Below are 21,211 nucleotides of genomic sequence, written 5' to 3' on the forward strand. Positions count from 1 at the left end.
GGGCCTCGCGCCCCCGGGCGCGGTCAGGCGGCCGTCGTGGTCTTCTCCCGCTCGTGCTCGTGCTCGTGCCGGTGCTCGTGTTCCTGTTCCTGTTCGCGCAGCAGTGCGGCGCGTTCGGTTTCGCCCAGACCCGCCCACACACCTCGGCGTTCCGGGACCGACATGGCGTGCTCGTGGCAGCGCCGCCGCACCGGGCAGGAGATGCAGACCTTCTTGGCGACCCGTTCGCGCGCCCGGCGCTCGCCGGGGCGCTCCTGGTCGTCACCGAAGAAGAGCCCGGCGTCCAGGCCCCTGCATGCCGCGTCCTCCTGCCACCCGTAACGCGGTGGTGTCGGTATGGCGATCCGTGTGGTCCCCATCGCCCCGTTCTCCTCCTGCTCGACGGTGCCAACGGTCAACTCGGGGTCCCCGACCCGGCGGACCCTCATGCTCCTATCGACGCACCGCATGGGGGACCGGTTTCCTCCGGCCGCGAATTCGGCTCCCGTTCGCCCAGGGTTGAGGGCGATCCCTCACCCGAGGTGTTTCGGGCACCTCAACAACCAGGTCACAAGTCGGTCGTACGGCTGCCCGATGGCCGACGCCCGCCGGCGGTCCGGGTAGCGTGACCGAAGACCTCCGGCGGGCTGCCGGGGGTTCGTGGACGTTCGGGAGGAATCTGGTGGGCAGCAAGATGCGGCGGATCCCGTCGGCCGTACCGTTGGCGTTGTCCGTTGTCGTGGTGGCCGCGCTGACGTCGTGCAGCGGCGGCGGCGACGAGAAGAAGGACACGTCCGAGACGACGGCCAGGAGCTTCCTGACCGCGTGGCAGAGCGGCGACCTGCCCAAGGCCGCGTCCCTCACGGACAACCCCACCTCGGCACAGCAGGCACTGGACACGACGGGCAAGCAGCTGGGCATCGTCAAGGCCGAGTACAAGCCCGGTACGTACACCAAGGGCAAGGACAAGGCGCCCTCGACGCTCACCTACAACGCGACGCTGACCCTCAAGGGCGTGGCCGACCCGGTCAGGATCGAGTCGACCGTCCCGGTGGTCACCGCGAACGGCAAGACCGCCGTGCACTGGACCCAGACCATCGTGCACCCCCAACTCGCCGACACCGGCAAGATCAAGCGTGATCGCACGCTGCCCAAGCGCGGCGACATCCTGGACCGCTCGGGCAAGTCGCTGGCCACCGCGACGCCGGTGGTGGCGCTGTCCCTGTGGCCGGCCAAGATCACCAACCCGGACGCGCTCTACGCCGCGCTCGCCGATCCGCTGTTCGACCTGGACATTCCCAAGCTCAAGTCCCGGGTCGCGGCGGCGGATCCGAACCAGTCGCTGGCGCTGGTGACCCTGCGCAAGGACAAGTGGGACGGCAACGGGCAGCTCAAGCTGGCCGGCCTGGGCGGCATACAGATCAAGGAGAGCACGCAGCAGACCAGCGACGTGGCGAAGCAGATCGTCGGCACGGTCGGCTCCGGCGACAACGCGGACCTGCTCAAGAACGCCGACCCGAGCGCGTCCTCCGCGGACCCGGTGGGCGCCTCCGGCCTGCAGTACCGCTACGAGAAGAAGCTGGCCGGCACCGCGGCCCTGAAGATCAGCATCGTGGACGCCGCCGGCGCGGAGAAGACGACCCTGGTCGACATCAAGGGCAAGCCGTCCGAGCCGCTGAAGACCACCCTGGACCCGAGCACCCAGAAGCGGGCCGAGGAGGCGCTCAAGGCGGTCAGCGGTGGCAACAACGCCTCGATCGTGGTGCTCGACGCCAAGACCGGCGGCATCCTGGGCGCCGCGAACACCCCCGCGAACGGCGACAACCGCGCCTTCACCGGTCGGTACCCACCGGGCTCGACCTTCAAGACGGTTTCCTCCGGGGCGCTGCTGCGGGCCGGCCTCAAGCCGACCGACAAGGTGCCGTGCGAGAACACGCTCGTGGTCAACGGCCAGACGTTCAAGAACTACGACGGTCTCCAGCCGATGCCCAACGCGCTCTTCCAGGAGGACTTCGCGCAGTCCTGCAACACGGCGTTCATCGGCAACCGCTCGAAGATCGAGAACGACACGCTGAACAAGCTGGCGGCCGAGCAGTTCGGGATCGGCGCCAAGTGGGACGTGGGCACGGTGACCTTCGACGGTTCGGTGCCCCCGGCCAACAGCGAGAACGACAAGGCCGCGTCGATGATCGGCCAGGGCCGGGTGCTGGCCAGCCCGCTGGTGATGGCCTCGGTCGCCGCGACGATCGCCTCCGGCAAGTTCAACCAGCCCGTCCTCGCGCCGGACGACGTGCCCGGTCGGGTGCCCTCGCACGACCTGGACCCGGCGATCGCCGGTCAGCTGAAGTCGCTGATGCAGGGCGTGGTGGCCAACGGCTCGGGCAAGATGCTCCAGGGCATCCCGGGCACCGTGGGCGCCAAGACCGGTACCGCCGAGTTCGACGAGAAGGGCGAGACCCTCACGCACGGCTGGATGATCGCGTTCAAGGACGACGTCGCGATCGCGGTTCTGGTGGAGAAGGGCAAGTCCGGCGGCTCGGCGGCGGGACCGGTGGTGAAGGCCTTCTTCGGCTGACCCACCCCTGACCGCATGCGGTGTCGAGCCGTGCGCCCCACCCGGGCGGCGACCGCACCGACCTGCCGGGGGAGTTCCCCCACACGATCGACGACACGGCCCCGGCGCGCGATCCGCCCCGGGGCCGTGTCGTGCGTCGGGGCGCGCCCTGTGCGCTCCCCGCGCCTCCACAGACACCTGGACACGGTCCGTGGGCGATGCGAGCGTGAGTGGTGACCGGCAATGACAACGGCGATCGTTTTCGCTCTCCTGGAAGGGAGTCGACGTCATGTCGAACAATGTCACCCTGGTGGCCCGGGTTCCGGTGCTGCCCTGCGCCGACGCGGATCGTCCGATCGAGTTGAGATTCGGTCCGCACACCGACGCCGAAGGCCGCCCCACCGACGAGTGGACGGTCGAACGACTGACCGCGGAACAAGCGGTGAACCTGGTCGAGGACCTGGCCGCGACGCTCGGCCTGAGCGTGGTCGCCCCGGCCGAGCTTCGGGTGGTGTCCTGACGCATCGCACCCCCCTGCCCGTCCCACTCGCGTGGCGCCCGTGCGCCGTACGGGTGGGACGCGTGCGTGCCCGGGCGCTTTCGGGCCGGCGGGCCGTCGCCGCGCCGCACAATGGCCGCGTGAGCAGCAAGACCGCAGTAGTACCGACATCGGCCGCCGGCGGCGAGTCGCCCACCCGCGCGCCGGAATCCGCCGGCCGCCGTGAGCCGCTCTTCGGCCCGGTCGGCGAACGACGCAAGGAGGCGGACCCGCACCCGAGCGGTCCGCGGGTACGGATGCTCCTCCCGGACGGACAACACCTGGAGGTCACCCTGGTGAGCTGGCACCAGTACCGGGACGGCAGTTGGCGCGCCCGCGTGCGCTGGCCCGTCTGGGGGGCGTACGGCTTCGCCGCCGACGTGCAGACCAGGGCCTGGGCGATGGAGTCCTTCGTGCCGGCGAGCGTGCTGGGTCCGCTCGACGGCCAGGACTACGGCACCGTGCGACACGATCGACCACGCGTGCAGGTGCCCAAACAGCAGTGAGCCGGGCGCCGGGCCGATCACCCGTGGGCGGGCGAGGGTGGCGGGAGCCCGCGGGCGGGCCGCGACCGGGCACACCCATGCGGCGTCCGGGCGAACGCGGACGGTACAGTTCATGGCTTCCGGTGACGAAACAGCAACACGGTTTCCCCGAAACAACGGGCAACGGGTACATGTGTCCTAAATCCTGTTGCTCCAGGGTTGCCGGCCACCGATGCTTGCGGCATGTTCGATCCGGTCATCACCTCGCATGACGCCCTCCTTGGCCTGCTTCGCAGCGGCCACGGTCAGGGCGCCCGGCGGGCCCTCGTCGCCGACCGCGTCGCTGTGCTCGACGCGCTCGACGGCTGTGTGGTCCGCGATCCCCGTGCCGTTCCGGCCACCGAGTCGCGGTCGCTGTACTACGCACGCCTGTACGCGGACCTCGACGCCGGTCTCGACGGCCTCGCCCGACATCTCCTGTGCGACGACGACTGGACGGACGAGGACGCGGACCGCACCGCGCTCCCGCTCGCCGTCCTGGGCACCCTCGCCCGACTCGGCCGCGCCGACGCGACCGCGCTGCTGCGCGAGTACGTCGAGGAGGGCCGCGACTGGCCCGAGGCGTTGGACCGGCTCGCCGCGATCGGCCACGACGTGGCCCTGGCCGGTCTGCTGGAGGTGGTCCTGGACCGCGGCGAGGACGACGAGCTCTACGACTGCGTCAAGCGCTCCACCGGGATGCGCCCATGGCGGGTCTGGGCGGCCGAGGACGAGCGGGTGCGCGCGGTCGTCGAACAGGTCGACCTGGACTGGTGGCGCTGGGAGCTGACCCGCTCGGTCAAGACGCCGACCGGGCCGACCGCCCCCGCGCAGACCGTCGACCAGGTGCTCGCCGAGGCCGCCGACGGCCCCCGACAATCGCTCGCGTGCGGACGACGGCTGAGCGCGGTCGCCGGGCCCGAACACCGCGGCGCGATCCTGGCCGCCGCCTGGGCCGGGCCGGACGGCGCCAGAGCCGCCGCGCTGAGATACCTCGGCGAACAGGGCGACGGCGCACTCCTGGACCTGGCCGAGGGTGCGCTCGCGCCGGACGCGCCGGCCGTGGTGCGGCTTGCCGCCGCGCAGGCCGTCGGCGGGCTGCGCAGCCCGGCCGCGGTCGCCCGGGCCCGCGGCTGGGCCGCCCGCGAGGACCTGCTCGGCGAGGTCGCGGTGCGGATACTGGCCGGCGCCGGGGAAACCGTCGACGGACCGATTCTGCTGGACGCGCTGCGCACCCGGGTGGCCGCGTCGATGCGCGCCGGCGACCCGATCGTCGACCAGGCCGAGCACTTCCGCCTGTGCGACCTGGTCACCGGGATAGGGCGGCTGGCCCTGGTCGACGCGCTCGACCTGGTCAAGGGCGTCTACCAGGAGGCCGCGTCCGCCGGCCTGCGCGCCTGCGCGGTGCAGACCCTGGCCCGGATAGAGCCCTCGTTCGCCGCCGAAACGGCCGTGGAAGCCCTGTGGGACTGCCAGGCCGACACCCGATTGATCGCCGCGCGCCACGTGGACGCGCGCCGCCCCGAGGCCGTGACGCGACTGCGCCGACTCGCGGGCGACCCGGCCGAGCACGACGACGTGCGCACCGCCGCCCTGGCCAGACTGAGCGAGATGTAGCCGCTCGCCCGCCGACCCGCGCCCCGTTCGGCTCCCTCGCCGCCGGGCGGGCGCCGAACCTGTCGGCGAGACGTCCTAGGCTCTACTCCCATGACCGTTCCCGCCCGAGCCGGCCTGCCCGGGGAAGTGCCGCCGACACCCGGCCCGGCGCTGCCCCCGGGCGCGGCACACCCGCGCTCCGGGGTGACCGAGGAGGGGCTCGCCCGCCGCCTCAAGGCCCTCGCCTGTACCGCGCCGCTGCACGACCTGGAGGCGCGCAAGGCCAACCTGGCGGGCGAGTACACCGTCTATGCGATGGCCGAACTCGGTCTGGCCGCGATCGACCTGGTCACCATCACGATGGACTTCGACACCGGAGCCGACCACGACGAGATCGTGTCCCGGCTCCGCCCCCGGGTGGCCGCGCAGGCCCCCGGACGCGATCCCGCCGAGTACGAACGGGTCGCGCGCTGGGTGCTGGAGAACCTGATCAACGTCGGCAGCGTGGACCGCGGCTTTCGCGCGGTCTACGGGATGTGGACCCGCGAGGGTGAATACATCCGGCGCGACTACGACTTCAAGCTGCTCGAAGAGGTCCCGGGACCGGACGGGCACATCTTCCTGCGCGCCACCGACGAGGCGATCAACGTCCTGGTCGGCGCGCTGGACACCGATGTCACCAGCGCCCAGATCGCCGCCGACGTCAAGCTCGAACACCTGATCCGGCGCGGCCGACTGGCCGAGGCCAGGTTCGCCGCCGAACAGGCCCGCTACCGCACCGTGCAGTACGCCGAGTCGCTGCGCCGCGCCCTCGACGCGACCCGGCGCAACGTGCGCGCGGTGGACTGGCTGCGGTCCGTGCCGGACCTGATCGACGAGGCGTTCGAACACGTCGCCGACCGCTACCGGCACGAGAACGCGATCCTGATCAACATCCGGCGGGCCCGGGACGAGGCCGAGGAGAGCGAGCGCAAACGCGGCGCGGCCGAACTGGTCGACATCGTGCAGGACTGCATCCGCCGGCACACCCAGTTGCAGACCCGGTTGATGGAGGCCGGGCCGCTGTTCCGGGCCGAGCAGGACCGGCAGGCGTTCGCCGCGCCGAGCACCCGCACCGGGCTCGACCTGTACGGGCAACTGCTGCGCCCGCTCCTGGAGTTGCCGGTCGGCGACGCACGCCGGGTGACCGACCGGTTCTTCGCCGCGGGCACCGGCCTGCGCACGCCGGTCGCGGTGCGGCTGCACGACCTGACGGAGATGTTGCTCACCCCGCCCGCGCCACGCGACCACCTCGGCGCCGAACTGCCCGAGCCGGACGTGTCGCTCACCCCCGACGACAGCCGCTACACCGAGAGCCAGCACGATGCGGCGGCGCTGCTCCTGGACATCCCACCGGAGACCCCGCGCCGGCTCTCCGGGCTGCTCGCCGAGGCCCGCGAGGCGGATCCCGACCTCGGCTACCTGGTCGCGCTGCTCGCCTTCCACGCCGCCTCGCCGCCGGTGGGCACCGCGCTGCGGCAGGGCGACCGCACCCTCCTGGTGGCCGTGGACGACGGCACCGAACTCGACGACCACGAGGTCGGCGGCGCCGACCTGATCATCGGCACGGCGGTCCTGACCGGCGCGCGACCCGAGCCGGAAGGGCCCACCCCCGGATGAACCACGACACGGTCACCGAAGCCGCACCGATCACCTCGGCCGACGTGGGCGACGCCGCGCGGCTGGTCGCCTACGGCCTCCAGCCCAAGCTGCTGCCCGCCCGGGATGCCGAGTACGCCGACCTGATCCGCAGACACCGCGAGGACCCGCGCTTCGCCGCGCTGGCCGCGGCGGTCGCGGCCGGCCTGGGGCTGGTGGTCCTGGAGGTGTCGCCGCGCGCCGGGATGGCGGTGACCGCCGGCGAGGACTCGGTGTTCGCGGTCCGGATGGGCGACTACGCGCGCCGGGCCGGCACCGAGTCGGCCGACCGGTTCCTGCACGGCCTCGCCCACCTCGCGGTCGCCGCGATGGCCTTCCCGCGCCCCGAGGACCTCGCCGACGACGCCTATGTGGGCCGGCTCAGCGTGCACGGCGTGGACGCCTTCGTCCGCCAGGCCTGCCTGCGTCTGGAGGAACGCGCCGAGCAGCGCGGCGAGATCAGCGACCCCGAGGTGGACGGCCCCGGCCTGGAGGCGGCCTGGCGGGTGTACGCCCGACGCAGCGCCACCGGCGCGACCAAGGACGCCCGCAGACTGGCCGCGTCCACCATCGGGATCGTGGCCAAGGCGGTCGCGTTCCTGGTCGACTCGGGCTTCCTGCAGCGGGTCTCCGACGACGCGGGCGGCACCTACCGCACCACCGCCCGCTATCAGCTCCAGGTGCGCGACACGGCCGGTTCGGCGGCCATGTCCGAGCTGTTGGAGCTGGGCGTGGTGGCGGTCACCGACGGCAGCCCGAGTCTGCTGGCCGCCGCGACCGACGGCGGCGAATTGGCGCCCGGCGCCGGATTGCCCTTCCACGGGGTCTGACTCGGGCCGGGTCCCACTCGCGCCTCGGGCCTTCCTCGCGCCTCGGGCCTTCTTCGGGCCCGACCCGCCCGGTCCCGGCCGGTGCGCGGGGCCGACCCGGGAGGCGGGTGCTGCTCCACTCGCCGAGTGCCGCTTCGCCGGAGATCGTCCGCCGGATGATCGTCCGTTGTGTGATGGTTTTGTCCTGTGCTTCGACCAGAGAGATTTGACCGCCGATGTACGAGCTGTCCCGGGTCCGGCTGTTTTCCATCGGGCCCGCCGGTGCGCGGTACGCCGACACCGTGCTCGACCTGCGCGGCGTCGGTGCGCCCGTGCCCGACCCGGCGCCCAGGCAGGCGCAGCTGTTCGAGGGCGAGCCGGTCGGACCGCCGCGCCGACCCGCGCCGGCGGGTGTGCTGTTCCTGGAGAACGGCGGCGGCAAGTCGGTCCTGCTCAAGCTGATCTTCTCGGTGATGCTGCCCGGACACCGCAACACGCTCGGCGGCGCCAGCTCCGGCGTGCTGCGCAAGTTCCTGCTCGCCGACGACTGCGGGCACGTCGCGCTGGAATGGCAACACGTGGTCACCGGCGAGACGGTCGTGGTCGGCAAGGTCAGCGAGTGGCGCGGGCGCCAGGTCTCCTCCGACCCGCGCAGGTTCGCCGAGAGCTGGTACTCCTTCCGGCCCGGCCCCGGGCTCACCCTGGAGGGGCTGCCGGTCCAGGTCGGCGGGCGGCGGCGCACCATGCGCGGCTTCCGCGACGCGATGACCGAACTGCACAAGGTCTACCCGGACGTGGACGTGGTGTGGGAGGAGATCCACGACCGCTGGATCGAGCACCTGAACGCACTCGGCCTGGACCCGGAACTGTTCCGCTACCAGCGCGAGATGAACGCCGACGAGGGTGAGGCGGCGGGCCTGTTCGCGGTCAAGAACGACGCGGACTTCGTCGACCTGCTGCTGCGCGCGGTCTCCGATCCGGCGGACACCGACGGACTGGCCGACCTGGTCGACGGGTTCGCGGTCAAGCTCGCCCAGCGGGCCGAACTGACCGCCGAGCGGGACTTCGTCGAGGGCGCGGTCGAACTGCTGGACGCGGTGGGCGAGGCGGCCGGTCGGCGCACCAGGGTGCGGGCGGCGCACCGCGGCGCCGAGGACACCGCGCGCGGGCTGGGCCGCGAACTGGGCGCCCGGGCCGAGCGCGAGCGCGAACGGGCCGCCGAACTCGCCCGCCGGGTGGCCGAATCCAGCGCCGCGGTGGACGCCGCCGAGCAGGCCCGGGCGCACGCCGCGCTGGTCACCGCCGAGATCACCCACCGGCACGCCGGGATGCGGCTGACCGCCGCGGAGAAGGACGCCGCGCGGCTCAAGCGCGAACTGGGCGAGGCCCGCGGGCTGCACTCGGCCTGGTTGGCCACCGAGGCGGTGCTGCGCCACCGGGCGGCCGTGGACCGCTCGGAGCGGGTGGACGTGGCGATCCGGGCGGCCGAGCGCGATGCCGCGCCCGCGCTGGCCGCCCGCCAGGAGGCCGCCGGCGCGCTGGTGCGCGCGCTGCACGCGGCCGCCGCCGGGGCCGAGGCTCGGGCGGACACCGAGGAACGCCGGGCCGCCGAGCTCCAGGAGCGCGGCGAACGGGCCCAGCGGGCCGCGACCACCGCGGCGACCGAGGCGCAGCGCACCCGCAGCGAGGCCGCGCACCTGCGCGGCCGGCTCGCCGAGGTGGGCGCCGAACTCGACCTGGCGGTCCAGGCGGGCTGGATCGACGACGACGGCGATCCGGCCGAATCCGCCGCCCGCGCCGCGGACGAGGAGAAGGCCGCCTCCGCCGCGTGGGCCGAGGCCCGGGCGAGCGCCGAACAGCTCGCCGCCGGGGTGCGCGAGGCCGAGTCGGCGCGCGGGCGGGCCGAGTTGGCCGCGGCCCGGGCGGCGGACCGCCTCGGCGTGGCCGAGGCCGACCTGGCCGCCGTGCACGCGAACGCGGCGGCGCTGGCGGCCGATCCGCGCGTGCGCGAACTGCTCGGTCCCGATGCCGAGGAGGCGGTCGGCGAGCAGGCCGCACGGGCCTTCGACCGGGCCGCCGACGTGCTGCGCGAACTGCTCGCCGAGGCGGTCAGCGACGGCGAGCGCACGCTGTTCCAACTGCGTACCGGCGCCGCCGACGACTCGCGGATCCTGGGGGCGCTCGGCGACGGCGGTCTGTTGCCCGCCGGACCGGACGTGCTGGCCGCGGTCGAACTCCTGGGCGAGCACGGCATTCCGGCCCTGCCGGGGTGGCGCTACCTGGCCCAGTCGGTGCCCGCCGAGCGGCACTCCGCGGTGCTCGCGGCCCGCCCCGAACTGGTCGACGGCGTGATCGTGACCATGCACAACGCGATGGACCGGGCCCGGGACGTGCTCGCCGAGGCGGCGCTGCTGCCACGCTCGGCGGTCGCGGTGGGCACGCCGGAGGCGCTGCTCGAACCCGGCCGGGAGCGCCCCGACACGTTCCTGGTGCCGCCGAACCCGGCGATGCACGACGAACGCGCCGCGGACACCGAGCGGGACGCGCTGCGCCGCCGGGCGGCCGAGCGGCAGGAGGCGATCCGGGTGCGGGCCGCGCGCCTGGAGGGCGACCGGGCGCTGGCCGGGCGGCTGGCGACCTGGCGGGCCGCGTGCCCGGCGGGCCGGCTCGACGCGCTGTTCGAGGCGGTCACCGACGCGCGGCTGGAACTGGCCGCCGCACAGGCCGCGGGAGAGGCCGCGGAGATCGCCGCGGTGAGCGCCGAGCAGGCCCGGGCGCAGGCCGTGGACCGGCGGGATCGGCGGATGGACGCCGCGCAGACCGCCCGCCGTCGGGCGGACGCGCTGGCCGGCCTGGCCTTCCGGCTGCGCGAGCGGGCCGGGTGGGCGCGCCGGATCCGCGAGTTGGAACAGGAGACCGGCGAACACGAGGCGGGCGTCGAGGCGGACCGTACGCTGGCCCGGACCGCGGACGAGGACCGCCGGCAGGCGCAGCGCTCCGCCGACGATGCCCGGCGTACCGCTCGTGCGCTGCGCGAGGAACGGGCCGAGATCACCGGTGCGCTGGAGGAGCAGCTCGCCGATGCGCCGGCCGACGAGGCCGCCGCACGTGCGTCGTTGCCCTCGTTGCGCGAGGCGTACCGCACGGCCCGCGCGCTCTACGAGAAGGTCGGCGTGGGTGCGGACCTGCGTGCCGAGCAGGCCCGGGCGGAGAGTGAGGAGTCCGCCGCGCAGAGCACGCTGGACCGGCTCAGCGCGAAGGTGCGCCGACAGGCGGCCGAGCTGCTGGACGGATTCGACGGCTCCGACGGTCCGTCCCGGTTGGCCGCGGCCGGTCGCGCCGAGGACCACGTCCGCACCCTGGAGGGCCGGGCCGACGCGGCCAGCGAACTGCTGGGCCGACTGCGCGGCGAGGTCGAGCGGCACGCGCCGGCCGAGGGCCGCGAACACCACCTGGACCTGCCCGAGGAGCAGCGGCCCCGGGACGGCGCGCACGCGCTGGAATTGCTGCGCGCCGCCGGCGCCGAACACGCCGCCCGCAGCGAGGCGCTGACCGCGGCCCGCGAGACGCACGGCCGGCTGGCCCGCGAGCACACCGACGCCGACCACGCGGCGGGCGCCTTCGGCGAGGTGGCGGCCTCGCTCACGGACACGCTGCCGGCCGTGCCGGTGGATCCCGAGCAGCCGCCCGCCACGCCGTTCGCGGGTCCGGTCGCGGACGCGCGGGACGCGGCGACCACGTGCCGGCGTGCGCTGCGGGCCGCGGCGGCGGACCTGTCCGCCGCCGAGGCGCAGGTCCGGGAGCGGACCGAGACGCTCGTGCGGCACGCGGGCGCGGCCCGGTTCGAGCAGGTCCGGATGCCCGCCCGGCAGCAGATCCGGGAACTGCCGCCGGCCGCGCTGGCCGAGCACGCGCCCGCCTGGTCGGCCGCGTTCGCGCCGCGGCTGCGGGTGCTCACCGACGAGCTGCGCCAGATCGAGCGCAACCGGGACAGCATCGTGGACCGGATGCGCGGCATGGTCGAGGCCGCGCTGACCACGCTGCGTGCGGCGCAGCGGTTGTCCAGGCTGCCGGAGGAACTCGGCGAGTGGTCCGGCCAGGAGTTCCTGCGGATCCGGTTCGACGAACCGGACGCGGCGGGCCTGGTGGAGGCGCTGGGCGAGGTGGTCGACGAGGCGACCCGCACGATCAAGCGCGGTCGCGACGGCACGGTCGGCGGCGTGCGGCGGGACGGGATGACGCTGCTCCTGCGCGGGGTGCACGCGGCGCTGCGGCCGCGCGGGGTGCAGGTGGAGATCCTCAAGCCGGACTCGGTGCTGCGCGCCGAGCGGGTGCCGGTGGGGCAGATGGGCGACGTGTTCTCCGGCGGCCAGTTGCTCACCGCGGCCATCGCGCTGTACTGCACGATGGCGGCGCTGCGCAGCAACGATCGGGGTCGGGCCCGGCACCGGCACGCCGGGACGTTGTTCCTGGACAACCCGATCGGGCGGGCCAACGCGTCCTATCTGCTGGAGCTGCAACGCGCGGTCGCGGACGCGCTCGGGGTGCAACTGGTGTACACGACCGGGCTGTTCGACACCACGGCGCTGGCCGAGTTCCCGTTGGTGGTGCGGCTGCGCAACGACGCGGACCTGCGCGCCGGGCTCAAGTACATCTCGGTCGAGGAGCACCTGCGGCCCGGGTTGCCGGTGCCGCAGGAGCCGGACGAGCCGCAGATCGTCGGCGAGATCCACGCGACGCGGGTCTTCCGCCGGCCGACCGAGACCGCGGCGGAGCCGATCGGCTAGGACCGGGGCCGGTCGGGCGAGCCGGGCGGGTCGGCGGGGAAGGGCGCGTAGACCGCGTCCGTGCGGTCCCGTCGGCCTGTGCGCATGCCCTCGGGCACCGGCCACTGCCCGGCCGCGTCGTCCACCCGGACCCACTCGGTGGTGGCCACCCGGCGGGCGATCCGCCACACGCCGTCGCGTCGGGCGAAGTCGTCGATGTAGCGGAAGCCGGTGATCAGGTTGCCGCGCGGGGCCGGGTCGGCGCTGCGGTGGAAGGCCATTCCGTACGTCTCCGAACGGGCGAGATCGGGCGTGTCGTCGCGGAATTCCACCAGGTGGTTGCCGACGAGATGCATGGTCGAGGTGTACCGGGGGAGCAATCGCCCGATCCACGCGAGGTATTCGTCCACCGTCCCGGTGAAGCTGCCGTGCTCGTCGGTGGCATCGGGGTGGTAGCACGCGCGGACGGCGTCGAGATCCATCCGGTCGATCCCCCGGCAGTACCGCAGGACGACGTCGTGGATGGCCTGACGGTCGATCAGCCTGCGCAGCTCCAGGTCCCCGCCGAAGTCGTTCATGACCCACGACACTACGGTCGGGAGGCATGGATCCCCTCGGCCGGGGGACACCGAACTACTCCGGGCAGCGACGACGCGGCGACGACGAAGGTGATCAGATGGAACCGGCTTTGCGCGAACACGCGGGCACCGTAAGGGAACTGGCTTCGCGCTGGCTCGACTCGATGCTGAGCGACCCCGGGGTGCGGGCGGCCGGCGGCGACGTGGTGTGTTCGCCGACCGGTCTGTGGCTCGCGCTCGCGGCGGTGGCCACCGGTGCGGAGGGCGACACCGCGGAGGAGCTCGCCGATCTGGTCGGCCTCGCGTGGCGCGAGTCGGCGCCGGTGGTGACCGCGGTGGCGCGCGATCTGGCCGGCACCGAGGCGCTTGCGGTGGCGACCGGGGTGTGGAGCAAGTCGCCGCTGCGCGAGGGCTTCCGCGCGGCGCTGCCGGACATCGGGTTCGGCGCGTTGCAGGCGCAGGACGAGCTGGACGCGTGGGTCGCGCGAGCCACCGACGGGCTGATCCCGGGCATACCCGTCGGGTCGGACGCGGCGACCCGGGTGGTCCTGGTCAACGCGCTCGCCCTGCGGGCCCGCTGGCGCGAGGAGTTCGATGCGGCCAGGACGCACGACCTTCGGTTCCACGCCGCCGACGGCACGCATACCCGGGTGCCGATGATGCAGCGCGAGGTACCGGCCGCGGACGTGTGGGCGATCTCCGGTCGGGACGGCGAGGTCACCGTGGTCGAGTTGGTGTGCGCGGGGGAGCAGCCCGCCCGGGTGCGGTTCGCGCTCGGCCCGGAGCACGCCCCGCCGGCGTCGGTGATCACCGCCGCGTGGGCGCCGCGCGACACGGGAAAGGCGTACGAGGGCGAGGACGTCGAGCTGCGGCTGCCGCGCTTCGAGCTGCGCACCCGGCTGGATGTGGTGCCGCATCTGATGGATCTGGGAGTGGAGACCGCGTTGACCGACGACGCGGACTTCGGCGGGATGACGGACGAGCCGGTGCGGATCGACCGGGTGCTCCAGGAATCGCTGCTGCGGATCGCCGAGGAGGGCGTCGAGGCCACCGCGGTGACCACGGTCACGCTGGACTGGATGAGCAACGAGCCGGAGCCGGTCCGGCGGCGGGTGGCCTTCGACCGGCCGTTCGCATGTGTGGTGATGGACGCGTCCGGCTACGTGCCGCTGTTCGCGGCCTTCCAGGCCACCGCGCCGCGGGACGCGCCCGATCAGGGGTTGTGAGGCCCGGCCGGGTGCGCCGTACGCGGTCGGCACCGGGTTCGGGGTGGTATCCGGCCGGTTGTGGTAGTCCTGATGGACCATCAGGACCGCGGAGGAGCACGCATGAGCCAGTCCAGGCATGGCATCACCGTCCCGCTGAACGCGCCGCTCGCCGACCATCCGCGGTTGATTCGCAAACTGCGCGCGGCCGGCTACACGGACGTCTGGTCGGCCGAGGTGGACGGCCTGGACGGCTTCACCCCGCTCACCGTGGCCGGCCTGGCCGACCCGGACGTGCGGCTGGGTACCGCGATCGTCTCGCCGTACACGCGCGGCCCGGCGACGCTGGCGATGACCGCCGCGGCGCTTGCCGAGGTGGCTCCGGGACGGTTTCGGCTGGGCATCGGCGCGGGGTCCGCGCCGATCGTCGAGGCGTGGAACGGGGCGAGCTTCGACCGGCCGTACCAGCGGGTGCGCGACACCGTGCGGTTCCTGCGCGCGGCCTTCGCGGGGGACAAGGTGACCGAGGACTACGAGACCTTCTCGGTGCGCGGCTTCCGGTTGTCCCGGCCACCGCAGAGCCCACCGCCGATCCTGGTCGCCGCGCTGCGCCCGGGCATGCTGCGCCTGGCCGGGCGGGAGGGGGACGGCGCGATCTTGAACTGGCTCTCCGCCGAGGACGTGAAGCGGGTGGTGCCGTACGTGCACGAGGGCGGGCCGGACAAGGAGATCGTCGCGCGGATCTTCGTGGTGCCGATCGAGGACCGGGACACCGCGCGGGCGATCGGCCGGCGGATGATCACGAGCTACCTGACCGTGCCGGTGTACGCCGATTTCCACCGCTGGCTGGGCCGCGCCGAGGAGTTGGCGCCGATGTGGGCGGCGTGGGCCGAGGGCGACCGCAAGCGCGCCCTGGAACTGGTCCCGGACGCGGTCGTGGACGACCTGATCGTGCACGGCGGTCCCGACCGTTGCCGGGCCGGGATCGCCCGCTACGTCGAGGCGGGCGTCACGGTGCCGGTCCTGGCGGTCGTCGACCCGCGCCCGGACGCCGGGCCGATCGAGGCCGCGCTCGCGCTCGCGCCCGGCACCGACTGAGCCCGAGCCCGGCGCCGAGCGATCACCACCCCAGGACCCGCAACGCGTTGGCGCGCAGGAACTTCGGCCACACCTCGTCCTTGAATCCGACCCCGGGCAACTCGGCGAAGATGCGATCCAGGGTCAGGCCGTACGGGAAGTAGCCCGCGTAGAGGATCTTGTCGGCCCCGCGCGTGTTCGCGTAGTCGACGATCGCGCGCGGGTAGTGCTTGGGGGCGAAGGCCGACGAGGACCAGTGCAGTCCGGGCCACTTGAGCATCAGCTTGACCGCGAGGTCGCACCACGGCTCGCCGCCGTGCCGCATCACCACCGTGAGTTCGGGGAAGTCGTAGCAGACCCGGTCGAAGCGCATCACCTCCTGCGCGGCGGCCGGCACCCGGGGTCCGGGGATGCCCGCGTTCACGAACACCGGCAGACCCAGCTCGACACAGGTCGCGTAGAGCGGGTAGGCCAACCGGTCGTCGATCGGCACCGGAGGTGTGCACCCGCACGGGAAGAAGGTCGCGGCCACCACACCCGCCTCCTCTCGCGCCCGACGCAGACCGCGCACGCCCGCCATCACGTCGGTGGGATCGACCTGGAAGCTGCCGAGCAGCCGATCCGGGTGCCGGCGTACCGCCGCCGACGTGTCCTCGTCCTCGAACGAGACCGGGATCAGCGCCTTCTCCACGCCGAACCGGTCCATCTCGCGCAGCAGGTCCTCGGCCGAGGAGTCGGTGCGCTCCATCTCGGGCAGGTCCTTGAACATGTACCCGGCCGGATGGGTCATCCCCGTCCGGCTGTCCTCGTCCCGCAGCGTGCCCGCCATCGCGGTCGCCCACCAGCGCCGATCGCGGTTCGGCAGGCCCATCAGCAGGTCGACCACGCCGATGCCGTCCGGAAATCCCATCCGACCCTCCGTTGGAACGGAAACGATCCCGGAGCCTGTGCCGAGTCCTCGGCTCCGCCGAGAACCCGGCCGGCCCCGAGACCGTTTCGATGATCTTCGAGCCGGACCTAACGGGTGACGATGATCGAGGAACCGTGTCCGAACAGGCCCTGGTTCGCGGTTATGCCCACCGTCGCGCCGGGCACCTGACGCCCGCCCGCCTCGCCGCGCAACTGCCAGGTGAGTTCACAGACCTGGGCGATCGCCTGCGCCGGCACCGCCTCGCCGAACGAGCCCAGGCCGCCGGAGGCGTTCACCGGGATCCGCCCGGTGATCTCGGTCGCGCCGTCGCGCAGCAGCTTCTCCGCCTCGCCGCGCGCGCAGATGCCCAGGTCCTCGATCCAGTCCAGCTCCAGCGCGGTGGACAGGTCGTAGACCTCGGCCAGGCTCAGGTCCTCCGGGCCGATGCCGGCCTCCTGGTAGGCCGCGTGCGCCAGCGACGCGCGGAAGGACAACTCGTTCGGGGCCACCGCCACCGAGGAGTCGGTGGCGATGTCGGGCAGTTCGATCAGCGCGCTCGGGAAGGTCGGGGTGACCGTGGAGACCGCCGAGATCCGCACCGGGGAGGTGGTGTGCCGGGCGGCGAACTCCTTGCTGCACAACACGACCGCCGCCGCGCCGTCGGAGGTGGCGCAGATGTCCATCAGCCGCAGCGGGTCGCACACGATCGGCGAGGCCGCGACGTCCTCCATCGTGAACGCCTTGCGGTAGCGCGCGTTCGGGTTGGCCAGCCCGTTGCGCGCGTTCTTGACCTTGACCCGGGCGAAGTCCTCGACCGAGGCTCCGTAGAGGTCGATACGGCGCCGCGCGTACATCCCGAAGTAGGCCGGGTTGGTCGCGCCGAGCACGTGGAAGCGCACCCAGTCCGGGTCGTCCGGGCGGTCGCCGCCGACCGGGGCGAAGAAGCCCTTGGGGGCCGCGTCCGCGCCGACCACGAGCGCGACGTCGCACAGGCCCGCGAGGATCTGCGCGCGGGCGCTCGCGATCGCGTGCGAGCCGGACGCGCAGGCGGCGTAGGAGCTGGAGATGCGCGCCCCGGTCCAGCCGAGCGCCTGGGCGAAGGTGGCGCCCGCGACGAAGCCGGGATAGCCGTTGCGGATGGTGTCGGCGCCGGCCACGAACTGGATGTCCTGCCAGGCCAGCCCGGCGTCCTTCAGCGCGTCCTGCGCGGCCTTGACGCCGTACTCGACGAAGTTGCGGCCCCACTTGCCCCACGGGTGCATGCCCGCACCCAGGACGACGATCTCGCGGTCGGTGCTCATGCCTTGACCTCCACGGGCCGCACGTTCCACGTGGTGTAGACGTGCTCGTCGTTCTCGTACAGCACGCCGGGCACGATCTCGACCTCGACCCCGACCTTCAGGTCGTCCACGCCGACCCCGGGCGCGCCCTGGCCGAGCACGATCAGGCCCTCGGCCTCCAGGCGCACCGCGATGATGGTGAACGGTTGCCACTCGGTGTCCGGGTCGGACACGAACGGGGCCGGCGGGCGGTAGCCGGCGTTCGTGTAGGACCAGACCGTGCCGCGCCGGGACAGCGGCACCTCGGCGAACTCGGTGCCGGCGCACGCCGGATTGCTGCAGAACGTCTCCTGGCGCGGGAAGAACACGGTCCCACAGGCGGTACACCGGGTGCCGAGGAGGGAGAAGTCCTCCCCGGACGTGGTGAACCAACCGGGGACCACAGGCTTGTGGTCCTTCGTCACGGGCCCTCCAACTCGTCTGGCCGTGTCGTCCGATGTGTGTACGGACCACAGTCTGACGGATCGTCAGTTCCGTGCGCCAACCCGACCGGGGTATTTACGGTCACACCCGCCGGCCCGCCACCGGCCGCCCCACCCCTATATCTGACGTCCCATCAGTCCCGAGGCCCGCCACAACCGTTGCCCCGGCCCACCGAGCAGACCGTGCTCGTCGTAGAACGCGATCAGCCGCCGCGACCAGTGGCCCAACGTGTCCAGCCGATGCGGATTGGCGCGCGCCACCTTGTACGCCTCGCCCGCATCCAGACCGACCGCCGCATACACACCCGGGTGCACCAGGCGGGTGGCGATGATGTGCGCGGCCCGGGCCAGCGCCAGGCGGGTGATCGCCCGCTCGGTCCGCGACATGTGCGGCGCGCCGCGGGCCACCTCGTCGCGGGCGTAGCGCACGTGCCGGGCCTCCTCGACCACGTGGATGCGCGCGGTCTGCCGGGTGATCGGCTGGAGCGACTCGTCGGCCATCATCTCGCGCTGCATCGTGTCCAGGACCTCCTCGGCGATCAACGCCATCGCGAAGGCCTGCACGCCCGAGCCGAGCGTCTTCATCGCCCGCGCCGCCATGTGCGCGTACGGGCCGGGCCCGTACTCCGGGCAGTCCAGCTTGTCGATCAACCTGCCGAACATGGTCGAGTGCCGGCACTCCTCGGCGATCTCCATGAACGCGTACTGCACGTGCCGCGAGGTCAGCGGGCGGTCGTAGACGTGCCGGATGAGCAACTGCATCAGCACGACCTCGAACCAGATGCCGACACTGGCCATCGAGGCCACCTCGTGCCGGGACAGGTCGATCCGCTGCCGCTCGCTCATCCGCTCCCAGATCGGCGTGCCGTACAGGCTGACCCGGTGCGCGGGCAAAAAGAACGCGCCGTCGACCAGCGGCGCGTCCCAGTCGATGTCGGTGATCGGGTCGAACGCGTGCGCGTGCGACGCGGCGAGCAGCCGCTCCGCGACGCGCTCGCGGTCGGTGACGGTGCCGTGCGTGGTGGGCATGCGAGACCTCCTCTGCCGGGCTTGTTTCCCGTCGGTAACATCCCGCGTTCGGCGCGGCGCGTCCAGAGTGCCCGCGAAGATCCTTTCGCGACCCGGTCGGGGGATGCGCGCCGGGGCGCGAGATGGCAGGGTCGGGGGGCACATCGCGCGGAGGGGACATACGACATGACGGAATCGAGCGAGCGGGCCGAACTGCTGTGGCAGCCTTCGGCCGAACGGGTCGCGGCCGCGACGGTCACCCGGTATCGCGAATGGCTCGGCGCCGAACGCGGCGTCCGGGCCGAGGACTACGCACAACTGTGGGCTTGGTCGACCACCGAGCCCGAGGCGTTCTGGACCTCGCTCTGCGACTGGTTCGAGCTGGACCTGGGCGACCGGGAGGTGGTGCTCGCCGAGCGGACCATGCCCGGGGCCCGCTGGTTCCCCGATGCCCGCCTCAACTACGCACAGCAGGTGCTGCGGCACACCGCGGACGGTGATCCCGAGCGGGCCGCGATCGTGTACCTGGACGAGGAACTGCTCCCGCGCGAGATCTCCTGGGCCGAGCTGCGCCGCCAGGTCGCCTCCTGCGCGGCCACCCTGCGCGAGCTGGGCGTGCGACCGGGCGACCGGGTGGCGGCCTACGTGCCCAACACTCCGCACGCGGTGGTCGGCCTGCTCGCCTGCGCGTCCATCGGCGCGGTCTGGTCGGCCTGCGCACCCGACTTCGGCGCACGCAGCGTGCTCGACCGGTTCCAGCAGATCGAGCCGGTCGTGCTGATTGCGGTGGACGGCTACCGCTACGGCGGCAAGGAGATCCGCCGCGCCGACGTGGTCGCCGATCTGCGCGAGGGCCTGCCGACCGTGCGACACGTGTTGCATGTGCCGCTGCTCGATGAGCCGGCGCCGGCCGACGTGCTGGCGTGGGCCGAGGTGATCGGGCGCGAGGTGGCCGCCGCCGACCTCGACTTCGAGCAGGTCGGCTTCGACCACCCGCTGTGGATCCTGTACTCCTCCGGCACCACCGGCCTGCCCAAGGCGATCGTCCAGGGCCACGGCGGCATCGTGCTCGAACACCTCAAGCAGGCCGCTCTCCAGCTCGACCTGGGCCCCGAGGACCGGTTCTTCTGGTACACCTCGACCGGCTGGATGATGTGGAACATGCTCGTCGGCGGCCTGCTCGCGGGCAGCACGATCGTGCTCTACGACGGCAGCCCCGGCTACCCCGGCCCCGAGGCGCAGTGGACCGTGGTCGAACGGGCGAAGGTGACCTGGTTCGGCACCTCCGCCGCGTACGTGATGGCCTGCCGCAAGAACGAGCTGACCCCGCGCGTCACCCAGGACCTGAGCCGGGTGCGGGCGATCGGCACCACCGGTTCGCCGCTCCCACCGGACGGCTTCCGCTGGATCTACGACGCGGTGGGCGCGGACATGTGGCTGGCCTCGGTCAGCGGCGGCACCGACGTGTGCAGCGCCTTCGTCGGCGGCAGCCCGGACCTGGCGGTGTACCTCGGCGAGATCCAGTGCCGCGCGCTGGGCTGCGCGGTCGAGGCGTGGGACGAGGACGGCCGGCCGGTGGTGGACGAGGTCGGCGAACTGGTGATCACCGTGCCGATGCCCTCGATGCCGGTGTACTTCTGGAACGACCCCGACGACGCGCGCTACCAGGCCAGCTACTTCGACACCTACCCGGGCGTGTGGCGGCACGGCGACTGGATCACGCTCACCGAGCGCGGCACGATCGTGGTGCACGGCCGCTCCGACTCGACACTCAACCGCCAGGGCGTGCGGATGGGCTCCAGCGACATCTACGAGGCGGTCGAACGCCTTCCCGAGGTGCGCGAATCGCTCGTGGTGGGCCTGGAACTGCCCGACGGCGGCTACTGGATGCCGCTGTTCGTGGTCACCGCGCCCGGACACACCCTCGACGACACGCTCAAGGCCCGGATCCGCACGGTGATCCGCGAGGAGGTCTCGCCGCGGCACGTGCCGGACGAGATCATCGCGGCGCCGGGCGTGCCGCACACCCTCACCGGCAAGCGCATCGAGATCCCGGTGAAGAAGCTGCTCCAGGGCCGCCGGCTGGAGGACGCGGTCAACCCGGGCTCGGTGGACGACCTCGACGTGCTCCGCTTCTACGCCGAGGTGGGCCGGTCGCGGGCCCGCGCGCAGGAGGACAAGCAGGAGACGAATCCGGGGGAGAAGCGGGCATAGCCGGCGAGGCCGCA

The 21,211-nt window shown here is 73.1% G+C and carries 16 protein-coding genes; 10 read left to right on the top strand and 6 right to left on the bottom strand.

Annotated elements, in window-relative coordinates:
- Positions 1–23 precede the first annotated feature (23 nt).
- Positions 24–398 (bottom strand): WhiB family transcriptional regulator, encoded by a 375-nt coding sequence (locus ACZOOI_RS27165; RefSeq protein WP_391582029.1) that lies wholly within the window; start codon positions 396–398, stop codon positions 24–26.
- Positions 399–661: 263 nt separating this feature from the next.
- Between ACZOOI_RS27165 and ACZOOI_RS27170 the strand changes: the two genes are divergently transcribed.
- The 7 genes from ACZOOI_RS27170 to ACZOOI_RS27200 all read left to right on the top strand — a co-directional run bounded on the left by ACZOOI_RS27170 (position 662) and on the right by ACZOOI_RS27200 (position 12,464).
- Positions 662–2,554: a penicillin-binding transpeptidase domain-containing protein gene (locus ACZOOI_RS27170; protein ID WP_465278297.1), complete on the top strand. Its 1,893-nt coding sequence runs from the start codon at positions 662–664 to the stop codon at positions 2,552–2,554.
- A 268-nt stretch (positions 2,555–2,822) separates the two neighbouring features.
- On the top strand, positions 2,823–3,053 hold the full coding sequence (locus tag ACZOOI_RS27175) for a hypothetical protein (RefSeq protein ID WP_465278298.1): 231 nt from the start codon (positions 2,823–2,825) through the stop codon (positions 3,051–3,053).
- A gap of 119 nt (positions 3,054–3,172) precedes the next feature.
- On the top strand, positions 3,173–3,577 hold the full coding sequence (locus ACZOOI_RS27180; RefSeq protein ID WP_465278299.1) for a hypothetical protein: 405 nt from the start codon (positions 3,173–3,175) through the stop codon (positions 3,575–3,577).
- A gap of 222 nt (positions 3,578–3,799) precedes the next feature.
- Positions 3,800–5,212, top strand: coding sequence for a HEAT repeat domain-containing protein (locus ACZOOI_RS27185; protein ID WP_465278300.1), 1,413 nt, complete (start codon positions 3,800–3,802; stop codon positions 5,210–5,212).
- Between the two features lie 90 nt (positions 5,213–5,302).
- The gene (locus tag ACZOOI_RS27190) at positions 5,303–6,850 is read left to right on the top strand and encodes a hypothetical protein (RefSeq protein WP_396004830.1); all 1,548 of its coding nucleotides are present in this window, start codon (positions 5,303–5,305) and stop codon (positions 6,848–6,850) included.
- Positions 6,847–7,698: a hypothetical protein gene (locus ACZOOI_RS27195; protein WP_391582035.1), complete on the top strand. Its 852-nt coding sequence runs from the start codon at positions 6,847–6,849 to the stop codon at positions 7,696–7,698. The genes ACZOOI_RS27190 and ACZOOI_RS27195 overlap by 4 nt, the downstream gene beginning before the upstream one ends.
- A gap of 215 nt (positions 7,699–7,913) precedes the next feature.
- Positions 7,914–12,464, top strand: a complete 4,551-nt coding sequence (locus ACZOOI_RS27200; protein ID WP_465278301.1) for a coiled-coil domain-containing protein — start codon at positions 7,914–7,916, stop codon at positions 12,462–12,464.
- Here the strand turns inward: ACZOOI_RS27200 and ACZOOI_RS27205 are convergent.
- Positions 12,461–13,021, bottom strand: a complete 561-nt coding sequence (locus ACZOOI_RS27205) for a nuclear transport factor 2 family protein (protein WP_465278302.1) — start codon at positions 13,019–13,021, stop codon at positions 12,461–12,463. The two genes, ACZOOI_RS27200 and ACZOOI_RS27205, sit on opposite strands and share 4 nt — an antisense overlap.
- Before the next feature lie 98 nt (positions 13,022–13,119).
- Between ACZOOI_RS27205 and ACZOOI_RS27210 the strand changes: the two genes are divergently transcribed.
- Complete coding sequence (locus ACZOOI_RS27210) at positions 13,120–14,247, top strand: serpin family protein (RefSeq protein WP_465278303.1); 1,128 nt, start codon at positions 13,120–13,122, stop codon at positions 14,245–14,247.
- 102 nt (positions 14,248–14,349) lie between these two features.
- Positions 14,350–15,324, top strand: a complete 975-nt coding sequence (locus tag ACZOOI_RS27215; protein WP_465278304.1) for an LLM class F420-dependent oxidoreductase — start codon at positions 14,350–14,352, stop codon at positions 15,322–15,324.
- Positions 15,325–15,346: 22 nt separating this feature from the next.
- Here ACZOOI_RS27215 and ACZOOI_RS27220 read toward each other — a convergent pair whose 3' ends face one another.
- From ACZOOI_RS27220 to ACZOOI_RS27235, 4 genes are all read right to left on the bottom strand, one after another.
- Positions 15,347–16,213, bottom strand: coding sequence for an amidohydrolase family protein (locus ACZOOI_RS27220; RefSeq protein WP_465278305.1), 867 nt, complete (start codon positions 16,211–16,213; stop codon positions 15,347–15,349).
- Positions 16,214–16,320: 107 nt separating this feature from the next.
- The gene (locus ACZOOI_RS27225; protein ID WP_391582042.1) at positions 16,321–17,514 is read right to left on the bottom strand and encodes a lipid-transfer protein; all 1,194 of its coding nucleotides are present in this window, start codon (positions 17,512–17,514) and stop codon (positions 16,321–16,323) included.
- The gene (locus tag ACZOOI_RS27230; RefSeq protein WP_391582043.1) at positions 17,511–17,957 is read right to left on the bottom strand and encodes a Zn-ribbon domain-containing OB-fold protein; all 447 of its coding nucleotides are present in this window, start codon (positions 17,955–17,957) and stop codon (positions 17,511–17,513) included. Before ACZOOI_RS27230 ends, ACZOOI_RS27225 begins: the two co-directional genes overlap by 4 nt.
- A gap of 135 nt (positions 17,958–18,092) precedes the next feature.
- Positions 18,093–19,004 carry a diiron oxygenase gene (locus ACZOOI_RS27235; protein ID WP_396004840.1) on the bottom strand — a complete coding sequence of 304 codons (912 nt, stop codon included), beginning with the start codon at positions 19,002–19,004 and terminating at the stop codon, positions 18,093–18,095.
- A gap of 165 nt (positions 19,005–19,169) precedes the next feature.
- Here ACZOOI_RS27235 and ACZOOI_RS27240 point away from each other — a divergent pair, with 165 nt between their 5' ends.
- Positions 19,170–21,197 carry an acetoacetate--CoA ligase gene (locus ACZOOI_RS27240; protein ID WP_465278306.1) on the top strand — a complete coding sequence of 676 codons (2,028 nt, stop codon included), beginning with the start codon at positions 19,170–19,172 and terminating at the stop codon, positions 21,195–21,197.
- Positions 21,198–21,211 lie beyond the last annotated feature (14 nt).

Source organism: Embleya sp. L77, assembly GCF_055557415.1.

Coding starts and splice junctions, on each gene's coding strand:
- ACZOOI_RS27175 (WP_465278298.1), top strand. CDS start 2,823: ATGTCGAACAATGTCACCCTGGTGGCCCGGGTTCCGGTGCTGCCCTGC.
- ACZOOI_RS27185 (WP_465278300.1), top strand. CDS start 3,800: ATGTTCGATCCGGTCATCACCTCGCATGACGCCCTCCTTGGCCTGCTT.
- ACZOOI_RS27190 (WP_396004830.1), top strand. CDS start 5,303: ATGACCGTTCCCGCCCGAGCCGGCCTGCCCGGGGAAGTGCCGCCGACA.
- ACZOOI_RS27195 (WP_391582035.1), top strand. CDS start 6,847: ATGAACCACGACACGGTCACCGAAGCCGCACCGATCACCTCGGCCGAC.
- ACZOOI_RS27200 (WP_465278301.1), top strand. CDS start 7,914: ATGTACGAGCTGTCCCGGGTCCGGCTGTTTTCCATCGGGCCCGCCGGT.
- ACZOOI_RS27205 (WP_465278302.1), bottom strand. CDS start 13,021: ATGAACGACTTCGGCGGGGACCTGGAGCTGCGCAGGCTGATCGACCGT.
- ACZOOI_RS27210 (WP_465278303.1), top strand. CDS start 13,120: ATGGAACCGGCTTTGCGCGAACACGCGGGCACCGTAAGGGAACTGGCT.
- ACZOOI_RS27215 (WP_465278304.1), top strand. CDS start 14,350: ATGAGCCAGTCCAGGCATGGCATCACCGTCCCGCTGAACGCGCCGCTC.
- ACZOOI_RS27220 (WP_465278305.1), bottom strand. CDS start 16,213: ATGGGATTTCCGGACGGCATCGGCGTGGTCGACCTGCTGATGGGCCTG.
- ACZOOI_RS27225 (WP_391582042.1), bottom strand. CDS start 17,514: ATGAGCACCGACCGCGAGATCGTCGTCCTGGGTGCGGGCATGCACCCG.
- ACZOOI_RS27235 (WP_396004840.1), bottom strand. CDS start 19,004: ATGCCCACCACGCACGGCACCGTCACCGACCGCGAGCGCGTCGCGGAG.
- ACZOOI_RS27240 (WP_465278306.1), top strand. CDS start 19,170: ATGACGGAATCGAGCGAGCGGGCCGAACTGCTGTGGCAGCCTTCGGCC.